We start from the raw sequence: 22,243 nt of genomic DNA, 5'->3' as shown, positions 1-22,243 counted from the left end.
TATTAAATCAAAATAATCACTTATTTTACTTGGATTGATTATAAATAATATTTATTTTTGAGCAGTTTAAAAGAGAAGGGTAATAGAAATGTCAGAATTGGTTTGTCCATTAGCACATGTTGAAGAAGTGTTTTCCACTGCAGCTGGTAAGGTTTATCAATGTAGTCGTAAAAATTGCTTCTGGTTGGAGTATAATAATGAGACTACATCTTTTTCGGTGTCGGATTTTTTGAAATTCAAGAAACGTATGGATTCAATTGATGTGGAGCGGATGATTAATGATACAACACGTTCTTCTGATTTTGAAATTGTTATGCCTTTTCGTACAGAAAGATGTTTTATTCTTGCTGTAGAGGATGTGCTTCACCTTCGTGAATTACTGGATGGAGCTAAATTTATGATGGAATTAAATTCCGTCATCAGAACCTGTCTACAAGTTTCTCCATTTGCTGTCTTAGCATAAAGAAGAGTACCTTATATAAAAATATCGGAAAAGCGGTGTATGTCCAATCAGGGCATACACCGCTTTTTCCTGTTATGCTAAATACTTATTTAAATTAAAATTAAATAAGTGTTCGGTGTCTCTCTCCTGTGTTTATTGTAATTCGGTATTTATTACACCTAAATACCTTCCTATTCTTTAAATTTATGGGCTATTGAAAGTATCAATGATCGGTATTTGTAATTGTATTGATTCTAAACAAGTTGTGGTTTATTTGTCTAATTTAGACTGAATTTGTATTGCATATTATTTATACAGATTTTCGAAATCCGATGTATCTTTGTAATGTAATCAGATGATAAGGTATATCACTTGATGTTGTTTTAGAAATTAAACTTAAGGTAAATATGAAAGATTTATTGAAATTAAAATCTTCTTTGAAAGAAGAGATCGAAAATATACTAAATGCACAAATTAAAGTTGAAGCACATTCTTCAGCGTTATATTTGGCAATGTCTTCATGGTGTGATGATCAAGGTTTGGAAAATGCGGCTGAGTTTTTTGCAAAACAGTCCAATGAAGAGCGTGAGCACATGTTGAAACTTTTCAACTACATCAATAATCGTGGTGGTCGTGCAATCTCTCCAGAGATTACAGGAATTCCACAAGATTTCGAATCATTCCGTGGTGTATTTGAGCAGACATTAGAGCAAGAGATGTTTGTAACAGAGCAATTTAATAATATTGCTGACAAATGTGCAAAAGCTAAGGATTATGTGACATTCAACTTCGTACAATGGTTCTTAGAAGAGCAAGTAGAGGAGGAGTTTGTTGCAAGACGTATCCTGGAACTATTTGATGTAATTGGTGAAGATGGTACTGGCCGTTGGGAAATTGACAAACACCTTGTTAAGGTAGCCTTTGCTGGTGAGTAACAAATTATAAGAATTTTAGTAGTAATAACGAGTTGTTTTCCTGACAACTCGTTTTTTTTTATACAAAATCACAACTTTTTACGTTAATAGCTTAAGAATTTCTTATATTGAATTGTATTATTGCAAAGTCTGTTTGATGAAACTAAGGGGCGGGAATATCATCCGGTTTATACTTTTGTTAACTATTATAAGCTTGTTTTTTCTGCCAAAGAATACGTTTGGTCAGGCGACAAAAAAAGAGGTTTATGGAATTGTTATAGATACTGCGGGCAATCCTCTCAAAGGTGTTAGTGTGCATTTGACGAGTTCTCGGGACACACTGTTTACGTCAACGTCAGCGACGGGATATTTTCACTTCGGACGTGTTCTAGGAAACGATATTCGGATAAGCTGTACGCAAATAGGTTTGAGTATTCTCGAACGTAGTTATCCGCTTTACAATAGTAGTACGGCCAAACTGGACGTCGGGAAATTGACCATGTTTCCGCATGTTTCCTTATTAAAGGAGATTGTTATTCTCAAATATAAGCCTATTGTCTATAAACAAGATACTGTACAATTTAATTTAGACGCTTTTCAATTCGATCGGCGTGCACTTTTAGAGGAGGCACTTAAAGCCTTACCCAATGTGCAAGTATCTAGAGATGGATCTGTCTACGCCTTCGGAAAACCCATCTCTTCGGTAAAAGTTGATGGTAAGCGATTTTTTGGCGGGGATGTTCTGACTGCTACACGAAATCTTCCCGCAGATTTTGTGAAAAGCGTGCAGGTTATTGATTTTTATGGAGACGAAGCGACGGCCAAAGGAATCAAAAGCACCGAATCTGAAAAGATATTGAATATTGTACTTCGAGAGGATAAGAAAAAAATTACTTTTGGACAGGCAACAGTGGGCGGAGGTACCGCCGACCGCTACCTTGGAAGTATTGGTGTAAATAGATTTGATAATGGAAAGGAATATTCTGTTGTATCCTCTATCAATAATACAAATACCAATCTCTTTTCTTTTGGCTCTCCAAATGGAGGCGAGCGGGAGCGGGAAATGGGGGAGTTGGCCGATTTTGCTGACCCTACAGATGGTGTTAACAAAATAAGTTCAGTCGGGGCTAGTTTTTCCAGCCCACTTTCAAAGACTGTCAATGCCAGCGGAAAATATTCTTTTACACAACGCAACAATTATACCGTCGGAAATTCTCTTTTACAGTCCATCTATGGGTCTGGAAAAGGAGTGAATACATCGATTAGTAATTATGAGGACTATAGGATAAAGTCTGTTGATCGGACACACAAAATGGATTGGGATTTCGATATGAAGCTCTCTCCAAAAGACCAATTGAAGATTTCCCCAAAGCTCTCCTGGACTAATTCGACGAGTCGAACATTAAAGGATCGACGGATCAAGAACAACAGGTTGAGCAGTACAGGTAATTATGAAGCTGCTAATAGCACGGAAAGCCCCGCCGCAGCTCTGGATCTGTTTTATACGAGGAGTTTTGACAAGCCTGGCCGGAAAATATTATATACTTTTCATACAGATTTCAATGCGTTGGATAAGGACGAAGTACTGCACGATAACAATAAGGGGATAGACAGTACTGCGACTCCACCTAAAATAACGGAGACCTTTCTAAATCAAATGATCCGAACGGATAACGAGAGCAAAAATATTCAGAGCCGCCTGTCTCTTGTCGAACCGGTGGATCTTGGAGGCGTGTTAGAGATCAACTATGACATTGATTACACAAAAATCGATGCCAACCGTTCAACTTTCGATCATACGAATTCTGAGAAAGAACCTATATTTATCGATTCACTCAGTTTAAAATATAATTATTCTTTTTCGAGTAATAAGGTCGGAATGATTTATCGGCAGGATGTGGGGAAAAACGTCAAATTAAATTTTGGCTTTGCTGTTCAGGCTTCAGAATTGAAAGGTGCCCTAACCGGTCAAGATAATCCAGCCTCCTATCCGAATGTAAATTTTGTGCCCTCAGCCGGATTAAAGTGGAAGTTTACCAAAGAGGAAGATCTATCCATAGATTACTATGGCCGTAATAATCAACCTAACTTCTATCAGATACAACCCGTGGTAGATAATACAAATACACAAAATATTGTTGTTGGAAACGGGGAATTAAAATCAGAATTTGCAAATACAATTGTTTCAAAGTACCGCAAATCAATGACAGGAAAAGGACAGTATTTTGAGGCAAGTTTTGCTTATAACCTGGTAAATGATAAAATTGTTGCAGATCGTACCATTGAGCCTAACTCTACAATACAAAAGACAACCTATCGGAATACGGATGGGTATTTTGATATTAAAAGTTATTACCTTTTTACAGCTTCTTTATTCTCGGATAATTTGCAGTTGAGTCTCAATGGAAATGGGGATTACTATAACAATATCTCCTACATTAATGATAAGAAGAGTTTTGGTGGGCATATTTTAATTACTCAGGCCATTCAATTTCGTTATGCTTGGAATGATATTTTTGAGGCCGAATTAAATGGTAATTATTCGCTGAATCGGGCGACTTTTGATTGGCCTTTTCGGGACAATATCACGGCACATTCTGGAATAGTAGGGCTTGGTTCCAAGGCGTATTTAGGGAAGCATTTCACGATGGGGCTGGAGCTATCCCAAAAGTTTAACGCGGGGTATTCAAGTTCTTGGAGCAATATTAGTCCAACGATCATCAATGCATATATGGAATATACTTTTGGACGAAATAATCTGGGTATGTTGCGGTTTCAGGGCTTCGATTTAATGAATCAGAATACTGGGATATCCCGTGCTGTTGTCGGAAATGATATCTTGGATGTTCAAAATAATCGCTTGGCCCGTTATTTTATGCTCTCACTCAATATTCGTTTACAAAAATACCCGAAGAAAACCTGATAGGCATCCAGGCGTAACATGCTATTATTGTCGTGATTGAATGTGAGCTATTAAAAATGTAATTAGAAATTATTTACAGATGAAAGCAGTTGTGATAACCAAACCGGGGGATCCTGAAGTGTTAAAGGTTGAGGAACTAGAGCGACCACTGGTTGGAGATATGGAGGTATTGATCGAAGTCAGGGCGGCGGGTGTGAATAGGCCCGATGTTTTCCAGCGAAAGGGAAATTATCCGGCACCTCCAGGTGTTGATCCACGTATCCCAGGGCTGGAAGTGGCAGGTATTGTAGTGGAAAAAGGCTCTTTGGTCGATGGTTGGAATATTGGTGACTTGGTATGTGCGCTGGTTGCCGGTGGTGGGTATGCGAGTTATGTTTCTGTTTACCAGGGACATTGTCTCCCTATTCCGGCCAATCTAAGTTTTGAAGAAGCGGCGGCACTCCCTGAGACAGTATTCACCGTGTGGGACAATGTCTTTCGCAGGGGAAAACTACAATCTGGGGAACACTTCCTGGTGCATGGTGGAGCCGGCGGAATCGGTAGTACAGCTATTCAATTAGGGGTATTATTCGGTGCAGAGGTTTATACAACTGTTAGTTCGGAAGAGAAAGGTCTTTTTTGCCAATCACTAGGTGCATCAAAAGTAATAAACTATAAAACGGAGGACTTCCAACAGGTATTGGCCGACTTGGGTGTCGATGTGATTTTAGACAGTATAGGTGGTGCCTATTTCGAAAAAAACATCAATCTCTTGAACCCCGATGGCCGCCTGGTCTATATCAACGCCATGCAAGGGGCTAAAGCAGAAATAAACTTGCTCAAATTGATGCAAAAAAGAATTCTACTTACCGGAAGTACCCTAAGAGCAAGAGATCATCAATTTAAAGAAACATTACGTAATGAGATCTGGGCTGAGGTATGGCCTAAGATCATTTCTGGTGATTTTAAACCCAGACTGTTTCGTGTTTTGCCTTATCATGAAGCTGCAAAGGCACATCAATTGATGGAGGATTCGAATTTGTTGGGAAAAATCGTATTAAGTTTTTGATTTTTGATAGTTAAGTGGGGTTGTGCCCGTGATATTCTTGAAATATTTATGAAAGCTCGAGAAGTTTTGAAATCCAGACTCGAAGCAGATTTGCTTGATCGTTTGTTTATTTTCAAGTAATAAATTACATGCCGTCTTTACACGCATTTCAATTAGAAACTGAAAAAGTGTCTTACCTATCTGCGATTTAAAATAACGGCAAAATGAATTTGGCGTCATTCCTGTCAAAGAAGCAAGCTCCTGTAGGCGGATCTGATCACGATAATTTTCGCCGATGTAGTGCATGGCTATGCGCATGCGGTCAGCGTCCTGATCCTGAGACTGAATCGTAAAGCCTGTGCTGGTTAATAGATCATGCTGCTCTTCTGTCGCAATGGATGTGAGGATTTGCAGTAGGTGGATGATTCTTGTTGTGCCGGAGCTGTCTAGTATGGCATCAATATGTGCTATTATTTCAACCTTACTTGCTTTAGAAAGCGCTATCCCCCTTTTCGAAATCCGTATCAAGTCTTTGATGTTTTTGTTCTCAGGGAGGTTGGTGAATTCATTCCCCCAGAAATTTTCTTTAAAATGCAGTACACGTATATCCGCCACTTGTGGATTATCCTCCCTTAGGTAGATTTCATCAAACAGCCAATAATGCGGGAGATTAGAACCTACCAGTGTAATATCTCCAGATTCAAAACGGCGAACGCTGTCGCCAATAAACTGTGTACCAGATCCCTCTGCAAAATAAATCAATTCAAGTTCTTCATGATAATGCCAAATGTTGTGGTATTGCGGTGTATTATCTCGTCTAGCGTTGAATGAATGGGTGAGATTGTTATTTAAATGAAGTAATTGCGCTTTCATAACTATGAAATATATGCATTAAAGTTACATATTCCTGTTTATATATGGTAATATAGCTTAATAAATTGATAATATACTTGAATATTGTCTAGGTTTTTTAGGCTTATTTTACATAAAATAACTACTTATAACCATTTGAATATATGACTAACAAAAAGAGTTACACATTTGCCTTGATTTTGGTGACCTCCTTGTTCTTCTTTTGGGGATTTATCCATAACCTTGATCCGATCTTGATTCCACATTTGAGGAATGCCTTTAGTTTATCGCATTTCCAGGCTTCTTTGGTCGATTCAGCGGTATTTATTGCCTATTTTGTAATGGCGATCCCTGCGGGAATTATTATGAAACGTTATGGCTATAAGGCCGGTATTTTGATCGGATTGTTATTTTTCGCGCTAGGTTGTTTTTTATTTGTTCCTGCAGCAAATACCATAAGTTATGCTTTCTTTTTGGGAGCCTTGTTTGTGGTCGCATGTGGATTGACTATTTTGGAAACAGCTGCCAACCCTTATGTCGCCATTTTAGGTGATCCTGCAACATCTGCCCAGCGGTTGAATTTTGCACAGTCATTCAATGGTCTTGCAGCTTTCTTGGCTCCGATATTTGGTGGGAAATTTATCTTGTCTCACGAGCCGAAATCGCAAGAAGAACTTGCGCAGATGGCTGAACAGGCAAAACTGGCTTATATCCAGTCGGAAACAGCTTCTGTAAAAATGCCTTACCTTGTTTTAGGCGTATTGATCCTGTTGATTGCTGCTTTGTTCTTCTTTACCAAATTGCCTGATATCAAGGATGAAGAGGAAGAAGGTAAAGCAGGCTTCTTTCATGCCTTGAGACATAAAAATGTAAGATGGGCGGTCATTGCTCAGTTTTTTTATGTTGGTGCTCAGGTCTGTATCTTAAGCTTTCTAGTGCTATATGCAACAGAAGTAGCAGGGATATCAGGGAAAGATGGTGCGGACTATGCAGGTTTTGCAGGATTAGCATTTATGTTAGGCCGATTTATTGGAACTTTCTTTATGCGTTTTGTTTCAGCATCGAAACTGTTGATCATATATTCATTTGTTACGATCGTATTATCACTGTTCGTTATTTTTGGAACAGGTGTACAAACATTATATGCCTTGATTGGAATCGCATTTTTTATGTCCATCATGTTTCCGACCATTTTTGCCTTTGGAGTACAGGGGATCGGCGCAGATACTAAATCTGCTTCGAGTCTGATTGTCATGTCTATTGTTGGCGGAGCGTTATTGCCGCCACTTTTGGGCTTAATATCGGATACAACAGGCCATTTTCAATATGGTTATTTTGTGCCTTTGGTATGTTTTATCGTGGTATTGGCTTTTGCCTTTCAGAATAGGAACGTGAGCATCGCGGAAACAGAAAATCTTAAATCACATTAATAGATAGTAATGAAAAAGTATGTCATGGCATTGGATCTTGTCAATGATCCACAATTGATCAGAGAATATGAGGATTACCACCGTGCAGTGTGGCCAGAGATCAAGCGATCGATTTTGGATGCTGGGGTAACGCAAATGGAGATCTATCGTTTTGAGAATAGATTGTTTATGAATATGGAAGTTGGTGAAGATTTTTCATTTGAGCGTAAATCTGCTATGGATGCTGCCAATGAAAAAGTTCAGGAATGGGAGCAGTTGATGTGGAAATATCAGGCCGCTATTCCGGGATCCAAACCAGGTGAAAAGTGGGTAATGATGAATAAAATATTTGAATTAGTATAAGTTATGGCCATACAACGTTATTTACAAATCCATCCGATGGATAATGTCCTGGTTGCATTGCAGGACCTGGCTGAAGGAACAGCAATTGTTTTCGAAGGTAAAGAGTTTACATTGAAGCAAGCCGTTGCGGCCAAACATAAGTTTACGATTCAGCCCATGGAGCAAGATGCCGAAATATTGATGTACGGTGTTTTGGTTGGGAAGCTGAACGGTGATTTAGGTGCGGGTGAGTTGATCACAACAGAAAATCTACGTCATGCATCCGAAGATTTTAGAATGGGTGATCGCAAGACCACTTGGACCAAACCGGATATTGCTGCATTTAAAGATAAAACATTCAACGGATTCCACCGTTCGAACGGTACGGTAGGAACGGCTAACTATTGGTTGGTCATTCCATTGGTATTTTGTGAAAACAGGAATGTACTGACGCTAAAAGCTGCTTTCGAAGAGAAACTAGGCTATAAGGTCAAAGCCAACAATTATATCTCCGAAGTAGAAGACTTGATCGGATTATATAAATCCGGTGCAGATGTAAACCAAATTTTGGGACAGGATTTATTGGCTAATTCAACATCAAATGAGCAAGAACGTTTGTTTAAAAACGTGGATGGCATTAAGTTTTTGAACCACGAAATGGGCTGTGGCGGTACACGTATGGACTCTGATGCGCTATGCGGTTTGCTGGCAGGATATATTACACATCCCAACGTGGCCGGTGCGACTGTATTGAGTTTAGGCTGCCAACATGCACAGGCTTCCATTTTAAAGGCTGAAATAGAGAAAAGGAATCCAGGTTTTGACCGTCCTTTATACATCTTTGAGCAACAAAAAGAAGGAACTGAAAAAGAATTGATGCAAAAAGCAATCAAAGCAACTTTTGCAGGAATGATGCAAGCGGATAAAAATGAGCGCAAACCAGCCACGCTAGATAAACTATGTATCGGTTTGGAGTGTGGTGGTTCAGATGGCTTCTCAGGTATTTCGGCCAATCCGGCACTTGGTTTTGTTTCGGATATTCTGGTGACTTTGGGTGGTTCTGTTATTTTAGCTGAATTCCCAGAGCTATGTGGCGTGGAGCAGGAACTTAGTGACCGTTGTGTTGATGAACCTACTGCCGAGAAATTTATGAGCTTGATGCGTACCTATAATGCGAAAGCAGAAGCGGATGGTTCGGGTTTCTACATGAACCCATCTCCGGGTAATATCCGTGATGGTCTAATCACTGATGCGATCAAATCTGCGGGAGCAGCTAAAAAAGGTGGTACCTCACCAGTCGCTGCCGTGATTGACTATCCTGAATTGGCGAACGGGGCAGGGTTGAACTTGCTATGCACTCCAGGTAATGATGTAGAGAGTACGACGGCAGAGGTTGCCGCGGGTGCTAATGTTGTCTTATTTACGACCGGCTTGGGAACGCCTACAGGAAATCCGATTACACCGGTTGTAAAACTATCGACGAATACGAAGACTTTTGAAAAAATGCCTGATATCATAGATCTTAATTGTGGTACCATTATCGAAGGTACAGAGACTATTGAACAGGCCGCGCATCGTATACTTGATTATGTCATTGAAGTTGCTTCAGGTGAGGTCAAGCCTAAAGCAGTCTTGTTGGGACAGGATGATTTTATTCCTTGGCGAAGGGGCGTTTCTTTGTAAATAACCAAAAAATCGAACATAATGAAATTAAAACATGTCATCTGCAGTTTGGCCTTACTCATAGGATCATTTTCTTATGGTTATAGCCAACAACAGTACCAGCCAAGTCCTGAAAATTTAAAAAATAGGGAATGGTTTGAACAATCCCGATTCGGAGTCTTTATCCATTGGGGTGTCTATAGTGTGTTGGGGGATGGTGAGTGGGTCATGAATAATCAGAACATCAGCTTGGATGAGTATGCACTCTTGCCTAAATTTTTTAATCCTATTTCTTTTGATGCAAAAGAATGGGCTAAATTATTTAAACAAGCTGGGGCAAAATATATTACATTCACGACAAGGCACCACGATGGTTTCGCCATGTGGAATAGCCAAACTTCGGATTATAACATCGTGAAAAAATCGCCATTCAAACGCGATATCGTCAAAGAGTTGGTCGCAGCATGTCATGCAGAAGGAATAAAAGTCATGTTTTATTACTCGCTTTTGGATTGGAACCGCAATGATTACCTACCTGCAGGTAAAACAGGAGGTGGCATCGCTGGGCGTGATTCTACAAAAGGTGATTGGAATCATTATGTCCAATTTATGAAAAGTCAGTTGACTGAGCTTCTTACAAGCTATGGTCAAGTTGATGGAATTTGGTTTGATGGTCATTGGGACAAACCTAAAGAAGATTGGCATTTTAAAGAAATCTATGAGTTGATCCATAAGTTGCAGCCACAATGTTTGGTGGGGAATAATCATCATTTAGCTCCTTTTGAAGGAGAGGACTTTCAGATGTTTGAACGTGATCTACCCGGAGAAAATACCACAGGATTTGGGACAAGTGCACATGATGTGGGTAAATTGCCCAAAGAGGTTTGTGGCACCATTGCTGGATCTTGGGGCTTTGAATTAAAAGATAGGACACGTAAATCGTTTAGAGAGGTATTGACTTACTTGGTTAAAGCTGCAGGACATGGTTCAAACCTGTTACTCAATGTGGGACCGATGCCGAATGGCGAGATTCAGGACTATCAACAAGATCGCTTAAAAGATCTTGGTAAATGGCTAGCTGTTTATGGCGAGACTATCTATGGAACTGAAGCGGGAGGGGTACCACCTACGGATGATTATGCGTTGACTAGAAAAGGAAATCAGGTATACTTGCATATCCTTAAACCTGAAAAGAAGGAATTGTATATTGCCAAGCTTCCTTATCAGGTGAAGAAAGTAAAGACATTTATCGGCAATAAGGACATTAAATTTAGTAATAAAGATAATAGTTTACGACTGGATTTGCCGGCATCGACTGACGAGGCAGATCTAGTTTTAACACTAACAATTAAATAACAATGGGAAAATTAGAACAAAAAGTAGCTGTTATTACAGGCGGTGGTAGTGGGATTGGTCGTGCTATCAGTGTGCAATTTGCTACAGAAGGAGCGAAAGTCCACATTCTGGATTTAAATGAAGAAGGTGGGAATGCTGTAGTAGCGGAAATTTTGGCTCTAGGTGGGCAGGCTGTATTCAATCGTTGTAATGTAACCGATCAAGAGGAAATTATCGGCATAGCTCAAAATATCGGGAAAATTGATATTTTAGTGAATAATGCTGGCATTGCTCACGTTGGCAATTTGGAAAATTGTAAATCCGAAGACTTTGAACGCGTTTTTAATGTGAATGTGAAAGGTGCCTACAATGCGTTATATGCTATTGTACCGATCATGAAAGCACAAGGTTCAGGTGCTATCCTTAATCTCGCTTCGATTGCAGCGTGGGTGGGAATTACGGATCGTTTTGCCTATTCCATGAGTAAAGGTGCGATCTATGCAATGTCTTTGTCGGTAGCACGTGATTACATGGCTTTCGGTATCCGTTGCAACAGTATCTCGCCAGCGCGTGTACATACCCCTTTTGTAGATGGTTTTATCGCGAAGAACTATCCTGGTAAAGAGGCTGAAATGTTTGAAAAGTTGTCTGCAAGTCAACCAATAGGTCGTATGGCACAACCCGAGGAAATTGCTAAACTGGCACTTTTCCTTTGTAGCGACGACGCAGGGTTTATTACAGGAAATGACTATCCTATCGATGGTGGTTTTATTAAATTGAATAACTAAATGTTAGATTTGAGACATTAGATTCTCATATCTACTATCTCATATCTCAAATATAAAAAAATATGAAATTAATACGTTTTGGAGCCTTTGGCAAAGAGAAGATTGGAGTTCAGGTTGACGGAGTAAACTACGATGTAAGTGCATTTGGTGGTGATTACAATGAGCAATTTTTTGCGGAGGATGGCTTGGCTCGTTTAGAGGAATTTGTCAAAGCCAATACAGGTAAACTGACTGAAATCCCACAAGACGAGCGTATCGGAGCACCTTTTGCCCGTCCATCTAAAATAGTTTGTATCGGACTGAATTATATGGATCATGCCAAGGAAACAAATGCACCGATTCCTGCGGAACCTATTATTTTTATGAAATCCACTACTTCATTAATAGGACCATACGATAATGTGATGATTCCTAAAGACTCTGTAAAGACGGATTGGGAAGTGGAATTTTGTATTGTAATTGGTAAAAAAGCTTCTTATGTAGCCGAAAATGAGGCTTTGGATTATGTTGCAGGTTATGTACTTCACAATGACGTATCTGAACGTGAGTATCAACTGGAACGCGGCGGAACCTGGGATAAAGGAAAGGGCTGTGATACATTTGCGCCTATGGGACCATTTATGGCCACGAAAGAGGAAATCAAGGATATTAACAATGTACGTATCTGGTTGAAAGTTAATGGTAAAACCTATCAGGATGGAAATACCAAAGATTTAATATTTTCAATTGCACATGTTGTTTCTTATGTGTCTCGATTTATGACCCTATTGCCAGGAGATGTGATTTCAACAGGAACTCCTGCGGGTGTAGGTCTTGGATTTAATCCTCCTATTTACTTAAAACCTGGTGATGTGATTGAATTGGGTGCAGATGGACTTGGCGAATCACGTCAGACTGTGGTTGCTTATTCAAAAAATTAATTTATCTCCTATTTTAGGTTTTATTATGCGCATAGATACCCATCAGCATTTTTGGCAATTCGATCCTGTGAGAGACAGTTGGATTACAGACGAGATGCTCGTTATTAAACGAGATTTCACACCATTGGATATTCAGTTTGTATTGGAACGAAATGGATTTGCAGGTAGTGTGGCCGTTCAGGCTGATCAATCTGACGCGGAAACGAATTATTTGGTTCAGCTGTCCAAAAGCCACCCCTTTATAAAGGGTGTAGTTGGATGGATTGACCTTCAGGCCGACGATATTGAACAGCAGTTGACAAGTTATAAAGAACTACCGGTGATCAAAGGCTTCCGACACATTGTTGAGGGAGAGTTGGACCCAGATTTTCTGATTCGACCAGCTGTGTTGAATGGGTTAAAAGCATTGGCCGAGTTTGGCTATACCTACGATTTACTGATCCGTCCGCGTCATTATGAGGCTACATTACAATGTGTTCAGCAAAATCCAAACCTTCAATTTGTACTGGATCATATTGCCAAACCTCCGATTAAATCAAGGGAGTTTGATGAGTGGGCTGCGTTTATCGATAAACTTGCTGCCTTTTCAAATGTGGTCTGTAAAGTGTCCGGACTGGCTACAGAGGCAGATTGGACCAGCTGGAAGTTGGATGATTTCAAACAGTATCTCGACCATATTTTCCTACGTTTTGGAAAAGAAAGGATTATGTTTGGATCGGACTGGCCTGTATGCCTGTTAGCGGCCTCCTATGAGGAAAGTCTCGCTATAGTGGAAGACAAGTTGGGCGACTTTACAGAAAAGGAAAAAAATGCGTTTTGGGCTGAGAATGCCATACGTGTATATAATCTATAAAAAAGACTTCAGTATGTATGAAAGGGAAGAATGCATACTGAAGTCCTTTCATGGCAGATAAATCGAGTCTAATCAACTCGCTGCTGTTAGGATAAGCTTTAATCAATAACCAGTGAAACGAGTTCGTTGATGTAGAAAACAGACACTCATCAATGAAACATACAATTCAATAAAATTATTATGGATCTTCATTTAAAAGATAAAGTAGTTATTGTTACAGGTGGTGCAAAAGGGATAGGGCGCGCTGTAGTGCATGCTTTGGCCAAGGAGCAGGCTATTCCTGTTATTGTAGGACGTAAGCAGGCCGACAATGAGAAAGTCAAGGAAGAAGTGAAACAGTTTGGTATTGATGCTTTGTGTATCGAAGCCGAATTGTCCAAACCTGAAGATTGTGAAAAAGCAGTACAAAAGACACTTGAGGTTTATGGTCGTATAGACGGCTTGGTGAATAACGCGGGACAGAATGATGGGGTGGGTTTGGCATCTGGTGATTATGCGAAATTCGTAGCTTCATTACATAAAAACCTGATCCATTATTATTTAATGGCGCATCATGCATTGGATGCATTGAAAGCATCTAAAGGAAGTATTGTTAATATATCTTCCAAAACCGGAGAAACCGGACAGGGCAATACATCAGCTTATGCTGCGTCCAATGGCGGGCGAAATGCATTGACACGCGAATGGGCTGTAGAACTATTGCCTTATTCAATCCGTGTAAATGCTATTGTTGTTGCTGAATGCGCCACTCCTCAATACGATACCTGGATCCAGACTTTGCCAAATCCCGAGGAAATATTAAAAAAGATTACCGATCGTATTCCTTTAGAAAATCGCATGACTACGGCTGAGGAAATTGCAGATACAACCGTATTCTTGCTATCTGACAAGTCAAGCCATACAACAGGCCAATTGATCCATGTTGATGGTGGTTATGTGCATTTGGACCGTTCCATTATTGCGGAATAATATCCAGTAAAAATAAGAAACTTGAAGCATCGTGTTTAGCCAGGCTCTAATGAGCTACGTGCGATAAGAAAATAGGGCTGTGCCTGTTAAAGTCGGAAGAACTACTCTTCCGACTTTTTTGTTTTTATATCCGCTGATGATAGGTGGAATGCCCAAGACCGTGAAAATATACAAATAAGGCCGATTTTACACCTAATCTACTGAGGATTTTGATGTTAATAAAAAAAAATATAAATTTTATTTTGTTTATTTAATCGATTAAGCTTATACTTGTATAACTGATAATTATAAACTGAAGATAAACTAGCGGATCCTTTTGCTTTTTTTTGCCCTTTTTGTTTAAACGTTTAAGCTTTAAAGGTAAAAAGATCCTACAGAACTGATTATATAAAATAAATTCCAAATAAATATTACATGGATTATAAACCGTCCATAGTTAAAATTTCAATTTTATTACACAATTGAATGTAATTTTTAAATAGGAAATGCTCCATCTTACTGATGGGAAAGAGCGTGTAACACACTCATTTGTACTGTTTAAAATATACAATCAATAAGATAATCAATTACAGTATATGAAAAGATTCATGTTTTTATGGTGTGTAGTCCTGTTCGGTTATACATCTTTCGCTCAAAATTCAAATGGATTAGGTAATCTATCGAAACTATCGAATGCTAAAACAAGGTCAATCAGTCCTGAAAACTTTAGCGGTGGAAAAGGTAAAGGTGGAATGGCTGTCCCCAATGAAAAGGAAGCAGTACGTAACCAGGCAAATGCTTCCAAAGCTGCCCGAGAGCTCGGCGTGGGATGGAAAGTTAATCCTTATGTCCATATCGGTGCCGGGGAGACATTTACGCTGGCTGAAATAGATGGATCGGGGATTATTCAGCACATCTGGATGACACCGACAGGCAACTGGAGTCAATCCATTATCCGGTTTTATTGGGATGGGGAGACAGAGCCTTCGGTTGAAGCACCTGTCGGAGCCTTTTTTGGAATGGGCTGGAATAAATACGCCCCTTTAAATTCGCTCGCGATGACGGTCAATCCGGGTAGTGCTTTTAACTCCTATTGGCAGATGCCTTTTCGAAAAAAATGCAAGATAACAATGGAAAATGTCAGTATTCATCCCATGGTTCTCTATTATCAAGTCAATTATGCCGAGACAGAAGTTGGTCATGATGAAGCGTATTTCCATGCGCAATACCGAAGATCTCACCCTACGGAAGGTGCCTTACATACCATTCTGGACGGTGTAAAAGGGAAAGGACATTATGTTGGAACCTATTTAGCTGTTGGTGTTAACAATACGGGCTGGTGGGGTGAAGGTGAAGTCAAGTTCTTTCTCGATGGCGATAAAGAGTTTGCTACGATCGTCACCACGGGCTTAGAAGACTACTTCTGTGGATCTTATAATTTTGAAAACAAAGAAACGCGTAGATATCAGGAATTTACTACACCTTATGCTGGTCTACATCAAGTAATCCGTCCGGATGGCATATATGATTCGCAGCAGCGATTTGGAATGTACCGTTGGCATATTCTGGATCCTGTACGTTTTGACGGTGACCTAAAGGTAACCGTTCAAGATTTGGGCTGGCGGTCCGAAGACCGGTATCTGCCGCAGAAATCTGATATTATTTCGGTGGCTTACTGGTACCAGACAGAGCCTCACGGCAAATTTAAGCCACTTCCAGGAAAGAATGGGATAGAAATCAATTAAAGTTCGGAACCATGAAAACAAAACTATTCAAAGCTATGATGATATTCTCCGTATTGTTCTCAGCCTGTCAGGGTAATAACAAGGGACCCGGACAAGCGCAAAAGGGCAAACCTAATTTCGCTGATGATCTCACTTTTCTGCAAAAATGGGATCAGCAACTGATTGTCCTTTCAGCTTCCGGAGGTGAAGCGAAGCTTATTGTTTCACCCAAATACCAAGGCAAAGTGTTTACTTCTACCGCAGAAGGTCAGGGAGGGAAGAGCTTCGGCTGGATCAACTACAAAGCTTTTGATCAGGCTATTGATCCACATATGAATGCTTATGGTGGTGAAGATCGGCTATGGCTTGGGCCAGAAGGTGGGCCTTTTTCCTTGTTTTTTGCACCGAAAAAGGAGATGGTCTTTGATCATTGGCGCACCCCAGCAGCAATTGACACCGAAAGTTGGTCTTTGGTTTCATCCTCCACGAAAAGTGTGCGACTCGCCAAGGATATGGAACTGCAAAACTATGCCGGGACGCAGTTCAAAATAAATGTGAACCGTCAGGTCGAGATATTGGAACGCAAAGAGATCGAAGGTATGCTTTCCATTGTATTAGGGGATAAAGTGAAATCTGTTGGGTTTAAAACAACCAATAGCTTGCGAAATACAGGTGATTTTACCTGGGATAAAAAGACCGGAGCGCCCTGTATATGGAATTTAGATATGTTTACACCGACTCCGGAAACCGTGATTTTAATCCCCTATAAAGAAGAAGCTGAGGGTAAAGTGGCCACAACAGACTACTTTGGTGAGATTCAATCTGATCGGATTGCAATGGAAAAAGGCGTTTTATACTTTAAGGCTGATGGTTTGTCAAGAGGCAAACTCGGTATACCACCTCATCGCGCCAAACCTATCGCCGGAAGTTATGCTGTTGATGAAGGTGTGCTTACGATTACCCTTTTTGACGTAGCTAATACTGCTACTTATCTAAACCAGGAATGGACGACAAAAAAAGATCCTTTCCTAGGTGATGCAATGAATGCTTATAACGACGGCCCGTTAGCGGACGGCACGCAAATGGGACCTTTTTATGAAATTGAAAGTGTTTCTCCGGCGGCTTTTATCCCTCCCAATGAACAGATTGTACACAATCATAGTGTCTTCCATTTTACTGGGGACAAAACTGAGCTGAATACAATTGCTGAGAAGGTGCTAGGAACCTCCCTCGCCCGTGTTTCAACAATTTTTGGTCAACCTAAAAAGTAACAAATATGAAAACATATCCTAAAATTGGTATTCGCCCTATTATCGATGGTCGCCTGGGCGGTATACGTGAATCTTTGGAAGAGACAACCATGAATATGGCTAAAGCTGTGGTGGCTTTGTTTAACGCTGAATTGAAATATCCAGATGGAACACCGGTGGTCTGCGTTGTCGCGGATACCTGTATTGGTGGTGTAAAGGAAGCCGCAGACTGTGCCGATAAGTTTGAGCGGGAGAATGTCGGTGTATCACTTTCTGTCACACCCTGTTGGTGTTATGGTTCTGAAACAATGGATATGAATCCCCTGTTGCCCAAAGCAATTTGGGGTTTTAATGGTACCGAACGACCCGGGGCAGTATACTTGGCAGCCACGTTGGCAGCTCATAATCAAAAGGGCTTACCAGCCTTTGGGATCTATGGTAAGGATGTACAGGACATGGGCGATCAGCATATACCGGAGGACGTGCGTGAGAAGTTACTGGCCTTTGCGAGAGCAGGATTAGCTGTGGCAATTATGCGGGGCAAATCTTATTTGGCTATCGGTTCGGTTTCGATGGGAATAGCGGGGTCTATCGTTGATGCTGACTTTTTCCAAAGTTACCTGGGCATGCGTAATGAGTATGTGGATTCCTCAGAAATCTTGCGCCGGATACAACAGCATATTTTTGATCCGGAGGAGTTTAAATTAGCATTAAAGTGGACGCGTGAACATTGTCAAGAGGGTGAAGACTTTAATCAACCAAAGAATGTCAAAAGCCGCGAAGAGAAAGATCAGGATTGGGAGTTTGTTGTCAAGATGACGATGATTATGCGTGATCTCATGATCGGCAATCCAAGACTTGTCGATCAAGGCTATGGAGAAGAAGCACAAGGTCACCATGCGCTCTTGGCTGGATTTCAGGGGCAACGGCAATGGACAGATTTCTTACCGGATGGTGATTTTTCCGAAGCACTATTGAATTCGTCATTTGATTGGAATGGCATACGTGCACCTTATTTGGTGGCTACTGAAAATGATGCCTTGAATGGGGTTTCCATGCTGTTTAATTATCTATTGACCAATACTGCGCAGATCTTTGCTGATGTGCGGACTTATTGGAGTCCTGAGGCTGTGGCGCGCGTATCTGGTTGGAAGCCGGAGGGAAGGGCTGCGGATGGATTTCTGCACTTGATTAATTCCGGATCGGCGACTCTTGATGGTACGGGGAAACAGCGCCTTGGGGACAAGCCTGTAATGAAACCACATTGGGAAATTTCGGATAAAGAAGTGGATGCCTGTCTCAAGGCTACGACATTTTACCCCTCCAATCGAGATTATATGCGGGGTGGTGGTTTTTCGTCCAAGTTTGTCACTGAGGGGGGAATGCCCGTAACCATGTGCCGACTCAATCTCATAAAGGGAGTAGGGCCAGTTTTGCAAATTGCTGAGGGATGGACAATCGATCTGCCAGAAGATGTCCATCGTATATTGGATGAACGCACAGATAAAATCTGGCCAACCACCTGGTTTGTACCACGCTTGACTGGAGAAGCTAATTTTTCTAGTGTATATGCCGTTATGGCCAATTGGGGTTCCAATCATGGCGCTATTAGTTATGGGCATATCGGCGCAGATCTGATCACGTTGGCAGCGATGTTACGCATTCCTGTCAATATGCATAATGTTGCGCAGGAGGCAATCTTTCGGCCATCGGCATGGGGAGCTTTTGGAATGGACAGCGAGGGCAGCGACTATAGAGCATGTCAGGTATATGGACCCTTGTATAAATAAGATTTAGGCTTCAATATAATTTTTATCACCATGAACACGACATCCCCAAGAAAAAAGAAAAGATCTCTCTTTGTCAATGAGCAAGGAGTCAATTATCTTGTGCCGTTCATTTTTATTTGCAGCCTGTTTCTCCTTTGGGGTTTCGCCCACGGTTTCTTAGATGTTCTGGATAAGCATTTTCAGGATCTTTTGCATGTCAGTAAAGCGCAATCCGGCTTTGTGCAATTTTCCCTTTATATTGGATACTTGGCCATGGCCTTGCCCGCAGGATTATTCATTAAACGATATGGCTATCAAAGAGGTATTATCCTTGGTTTAGCTATTTTTGCTATAGGTGCGTTTATGTTTTATCCTGCTGCAGCATTAGGTGCTTTTATTCCTTTCCTGATCGCTTTGTTTGTGCTGGCCTGCGGACTCACTTTTTTAGAGACCGCTGCGAATCCCTATTCTACTGTACTGGGGGACAAGACAGGAGCTGCCCGACGAATTAATATTTCTCAATCTTTCAACGGACTTGGGTGGATATTAGGACCACTTATCGGCGGGCTTTTCGTTTTTGGGATGGAGTCAACGGGTGAACATGATAAGTTTGATTCTTTAGTGACACCCTATATGATGATCGGTAGTATCGTAGTGGTGGTTCTGCTTATTTTTATGGTCATCAAGTTGCCCGAAGTCAAAGAAGACCCCGATACAGATGGGGAGGAAAACCCGCCATTGCGAAAGCTATTGCAATATCCAGCTTTTATATTGGCTGTTGCAGCACAATTTTTATATGTCGCCGCGCAGACAGGTACGAATTCCTTTTTTATCAATTATGTCATAGATGCTGTTCACGATCTGCAAACACCTATCAGCAATATCATGGTACACTTAGGTTATTTTGGTGATTTTTTTATGCCCAAAAATAATGAACAGGCAGCCTCGATCCTGCTCGCTATCGGTGGGATGGGAGCCTTCTGGATCGGTCGTCTTACAGGAGCATATTTTATGCGGTTTGTGAGCCCACGTAAATTATTGATGTGGTACGCGATAGCCAATAGTGTGTTGGTCGCGGTCGTTATTGCTGATATCGGATGGCTTTCGGTTTTCAGCCTGTTTACGACATATTTTTTTATGTCCATTATGTTTCCTACAATCTTCGCCCTAGGGATTCAAGATCTAGGTACATTGACGAAGAAAGCTTCTTCTTTCTTGGTGATGGCTGTCGCAGGGGGAGCCTTCTGTCCACCTATTATGGGATTGATTTCAGATCATTCTAAGATGGCTGTTGGTTTTTTTATACCATTACTATGTTATTTGTTTATTGCGTTTTACGGATTTTGGATCAAGCGTAAACTTAAAACGGAACGTATCACTGTGGGCGCGTCCCATTAATAAGGAGAACAGAAATATGAGTAAGAATAAATATGTTATTGGAGTTGATTTTGGGACGGACTCTGTCAGGGCTATGCTGATGGATACAATCACCGGAAAGATCCTTTCTTCATCGGTTTGTTTATATGAACGTTGGCATAAAGGCTTATACTGTGATGCTGGCAACAGTCAATTTCGTCAACATCCATTGGATTATATAGAAGGGTTGACGTCAGCAGTTAAAAACTGTCTACAAACGGTGGATCCGGAAGTCAGACAAAGCATCGGCGCCTTATCTATGGCAATGACGGGATCGACACCCGTAGCTGTTGATGAACAGGGGACGGCCCTGGCTCTTCTTGATACTTTTGAGGAGAATCCCAATGCAATGTTTGTGCTTTGGAAGGATCATACAGCGATCCATGAAGCGGTAGAAATCAATGCAGTCGGAAAAAAAGATCATCGAGGTTACTTGCGATATGTCGGTGGAATCTATTCTTCGGAATGGTACTGGGCAAAATTATTACATGTACTTCGTGTCGATCCAGCCGTCGGGGAAGCTTGTTATACCTGGGTAGAACACAGTGACTGGATGCCTTTTTTGTTGACAGGTGGAAATGATGCAAATCAGATGAAGCGGAATGTATGTGCGGCAGGGCATAAAGCACTTTGGTCACCCGCTTTTGGCGGTTTACCCGATGCGGCTTTTTTTAATGCGATCGATCCGATATTAGGTCCCTATGCCGAACGATTTGGTGATAGGGTATATACGACTACTGAATCTGCTGGATACCTTTGTGCAGCATGGGCTGAGCGACTGGGGCTTTCTACCGATGTGCAAGTTGGTATCGGATCCATCGATGCGCACGTAGGCGCTGTAGGCGGAGAAATAAAGCCTTACTACATTAGCAAAGTTATAGGTACATCGACATGCGATATGATGGTTGTGCCCAAACCAGAGATGGAGGGCGTATTTGTAGAAGGTATATGTGGTCAGGTTGAAGACTCCATTATTCCTGGGATGGTGGGACTTGAAGCTGGACAGTCTGCCTTTGGCGATGTGTTTTCTTGGTATAAGGATTTGCTTCTCTGGCCAGCAAAATTAAATTCTTCGGCCGATTTCAGTGCTGTTTATGAACATTTGGAAACAGAACTTTTAAAGGAACTCAATCGTGCAGCTGCGCAGTTACCATTGCATATCGATGATCCTTTTGCTTTAGACTGGTTTAATGGTCGACGGACACCAGATGCCGCGCCGACGCTGAAAGGTCTGATCGGCGGGCTCTCTTTGGGAACAACGGCACCAGCAATTTTTAGCGCTTTGGTTGAGGCAACTTGCTTCGGGTCACGGGCGATTATGGAGCGTATTGAAAGCGAAGGGGTAAGGGTGGAAGGGATCAATGCGATCGGCGGAATTGCTAGTAAATCTCCCTTCGCCATGCAGATGATGGCTGATATATTAAATCGACCCATACACATCGCAGCTACAGAGCAGGTCTGCGCATTGGGCGCTTGTATGTTTGCGGCAGTGGTCAGCAACAGTTATGATACGATCGAAGAAGCGGCAGCCCGTATGGGAAAGGGAGATAAGGAAATTGTACAGCCTAGGCCTGAATATAGGGCACATTTTGATCATCGGTATGCACAATATTTACGTTATGGCACCGTGCAAAACGATCGTGATAACAAAGCACTGACTTAATGCTTT

Annotated in this window: 18 protein-coding genes; 17 read left to right on the top strand and 1 reads right to left on the bottom strand. The window is 41.2% G+C overall.

All coding sequences use genetic code 11. The features are described from left to right. Positions 1-88 precede the first annotated feature (88 nt). The 4 genes from DFQ12_RS11875 to DFQ12_RS11860 all read left to right on the top strand — a co-directional run bounded on the left by DFQ12_RS11875 (position 89) and on the right by DFQ12_RS11860 (position 5,327). On the top strand, positions 89-463 hold the full coding sequence (locus tag DFQ12_RS11875; RefSeq protein ID WP_120259122.1) for a DUF6686 family protein: 375 nt from the start codon (positions 89-91) through the stop codon (positions 461-463). A gap of 386 nt (positions 464-849) precedes the next feature. Beyond that, a complete protein-coding gene (locus DFQ12_RS11870; RefSeq protein ID WP_120259121.1) occupies positions 850-1,377 on the top strand; it encodes a ferritin in 528 nt (175 codons plus the stop codon). Positions 1,378-1,513: 136 nt separating this feature from the next. Continuing rightward, entirely contained in the window at positions 1,514-4,279 is a 2,766-nt protein-coding gene (locus DFQ12_RS11865) for a TonB-dependent receptor (protein ID WP_120259120.1), read from the top strand. Positions 4,280-4,358: 79 nt separating this feature from the next. Then, positions 4,359-5,327 carry an NAD(P)H-quinone oxidoreductase gene (locus DFQ12_RS11860; RefSeq protein WP_120259119.1) on the top strand — a complete coding sequence of 323 codons (969 nt, stop codon included), beginning with the start codon at positions 4,359-4,361 and terminating at the stop codon, positions 5,325-5,327. On the opposite strand, the gene DFQ12_RS11855 is transcribed toward DFQ12_RS11860, so the two are convergent. Then, positions 5,316-6,179 carry an AraC family transcriptional regulator gene (locus tag DFQ12_RS11855; RefSeq protein WP_120259118.1) on the bottom strand — a complete coding sequence of 288 codons (864 nt, stop codon included), beginning with the start codon at positions 6,177-6,179 and terminating at the stop codon, positions 5,316-5,318. The genes DFQ12_RS11860 and DFQ12_RS11855 overlap by 12 nt on opposite strands. 143 nt (positions 6,180-6,322) lie before the next feature. On the opposite strand from DFQ12_RS11855, the gene fucP (DFQ12_RS11850) reads away from it, so the two are divergent. The 13 genes from fucP (DFQ12_RS11850) (at position 6,323) to DFQ12_RS11790 (ending at position 22,237) form a co-directional block, all read left to right on the top strand. Then, positions 6,323-7,588, top strand: a complete 1,266-nt coding sequence (gene fucP / locus DFQ12_RS11850; protein ID WP_120259117.1) for an L-fucose:H+ symporter permease — start codon at positions 6,323-6,325, stop codon at positions 7,586-7,588. 9 nt (positions 7,589-7,597) lie between these two features. Beyond that, complete coding sequence (locus DFQ12_RS11845) at positions 7,598-7,930, top strand: L-rhamnose mutarotase (protein ID WP_120259116.1); 333 nt, start codon at positions 7,598-7,600, stop codon at positions 7,928-7,930. A gap of 3 nt (positions 7,931-7,933) precedes the next feature. Then, positions 7,934-9,592 carry a UxaA family hydrolase gene (locus tag DFQ12_RS11840; RefSeq protein ID WP_120259115.1) on the top strand — a complete coding sequence of 553 codons (1,659 nt, stop codon included), beginning with the start codon at positions 7,934-7,936 and terminating at the stop codon, positions 9,590-9,592. Positions 9,593-9,613: 21 nt separating this feature from the next. Next, on the top strand, positions 9,614-10,927 hold the full coding sequence (locus DFQ12_RS11835; RefSeq protein ID WP_120259114.1) for an alpha-L-fucosidase: 1,314 nt from the start codon (positions 9,614-9,616) through the stop codon (positions 10,925-10,927). A 2-nt stretch (positions 10,928-10,929) separates the two neighbouring features. Next, positions 10,930-11,694: an SDR family NAD(P)-dependent oxidoreductase gene (locus DFQ12_RS11830; RefSeq protein ID WP_120259113.1), complete on the top strand. Its 765-nt coding sequence runs from the start codon at positions 10,930-10,932 to the stop codon at positions 11,692-11,694. Positions 11,695-11,756: 62 nt separating this feature from the next. Next, positions 11,757-12,614, top strand: coding sequence for a fumarylacetoacetate hydrolase family protein (locus tag DFQ12_RS11825; RefSeq protein WP_120259112.1), 858 nt, complete (start codon positions 11,757-11,759; stop codon positions 12,612-12,614). 25 nt (positions 12,615-12,639) lie between these two features. Beyond that, positions 12,640-13,467 carry an amidohydrolase family protein gene (locus DFQ12_RS11820; protein ID WP_120259111.1) on the top strand — a complete coding sequence of 276 codons (828 nt, stop codon included), beginning with the start codon at positions 12,640-12,642 and terminating at the stop codon, positions 13,465-13,467. Between the two features lie 180 nt (positions 13,468-13,647). Further along, positions 13,648-14,436 carry an L-fucose dehydrogenase gene (locus DFQ12_RS11815; RefSeq protein WP_120259110.1) on the top strand — a complete coding sequence of 263 codons (789 nt, stop codon included), beginning with the start codon at positions 13,648-13,650 and terminating at the stop codon, positions 14,434-14,436. Between the two features lie 575 nt (positions 14,437-15,011). After that, entirely contained in the window at positions 15,012-16,160 is a 1,149-nt protein-coding gene (locus DFQ12_RS11810) for a glycoside hydrolase family 172 protein (protein WP_120259109.1), read from the top strand. An 11-nt stretch (positions 16,161-16,171) separates the two neighbouring features. After that, positions 16,172-17,410 (top strand): DUF6786 family protein, encoded by a 1,239-nt coding sequence (locus tag DFQ12_RS11805; protein WP_120259108.1) that lies wholly within the window; start codon positions 16,172-16,174, stop codon positions 17,408-17,410. A gap of 5 nt (positions 17,411-17,415) precedes the next feature. Next, entirely contained in the window at positions 17,416-19,179 is a 1,764-nt protein-coding gene (locus tag DFQ12_RS11800) for an L-fucose isomerase (protein ID WP_120259107.1), read from the top strand. 30 nt (positions 19,180-19,209) lie between these two features. Beyond that, positions 19,210-20,556 (top strand): L-fucose:H+ symporter permease, encoded by a 1,347-nt coding sequence (fucP, locus tag DFQ12_RS11795; protein WP_120259106.1) that lies wholly within the window; start codon positions 19,210-19,212, stop codon positions 20,554-20,556. 16 nt (positions 20,557-20,572) lie between these two features. Beyond that, positions 20,573-22,237, top strand: coding sequence for a ribulokinase (locus DFQ12_RS11790; RefSeq protein ID WP_120259105.1), 1,665 nt, complete (start codon positions 20,573-20,575; stop codon positions 22,235-22,237). Positions 22,238-22,243 lie beyond the last annotated feature (6 nt).

The organism is Sphingobacterium detergens, from assembly GCF_003610355.1.
Taxonomy (GTDB): Bacteria; Bacteroidota; Bacteroidia; order Sphingobacteriales; family Sphingobacteriaceae; genus Sphingobacterium; species Sphingobacterium detergens.
Note: the sequence above shows the minus strand (reverse complement) of the source record. Positions and strands in the feature narration are given on the sequence as shown.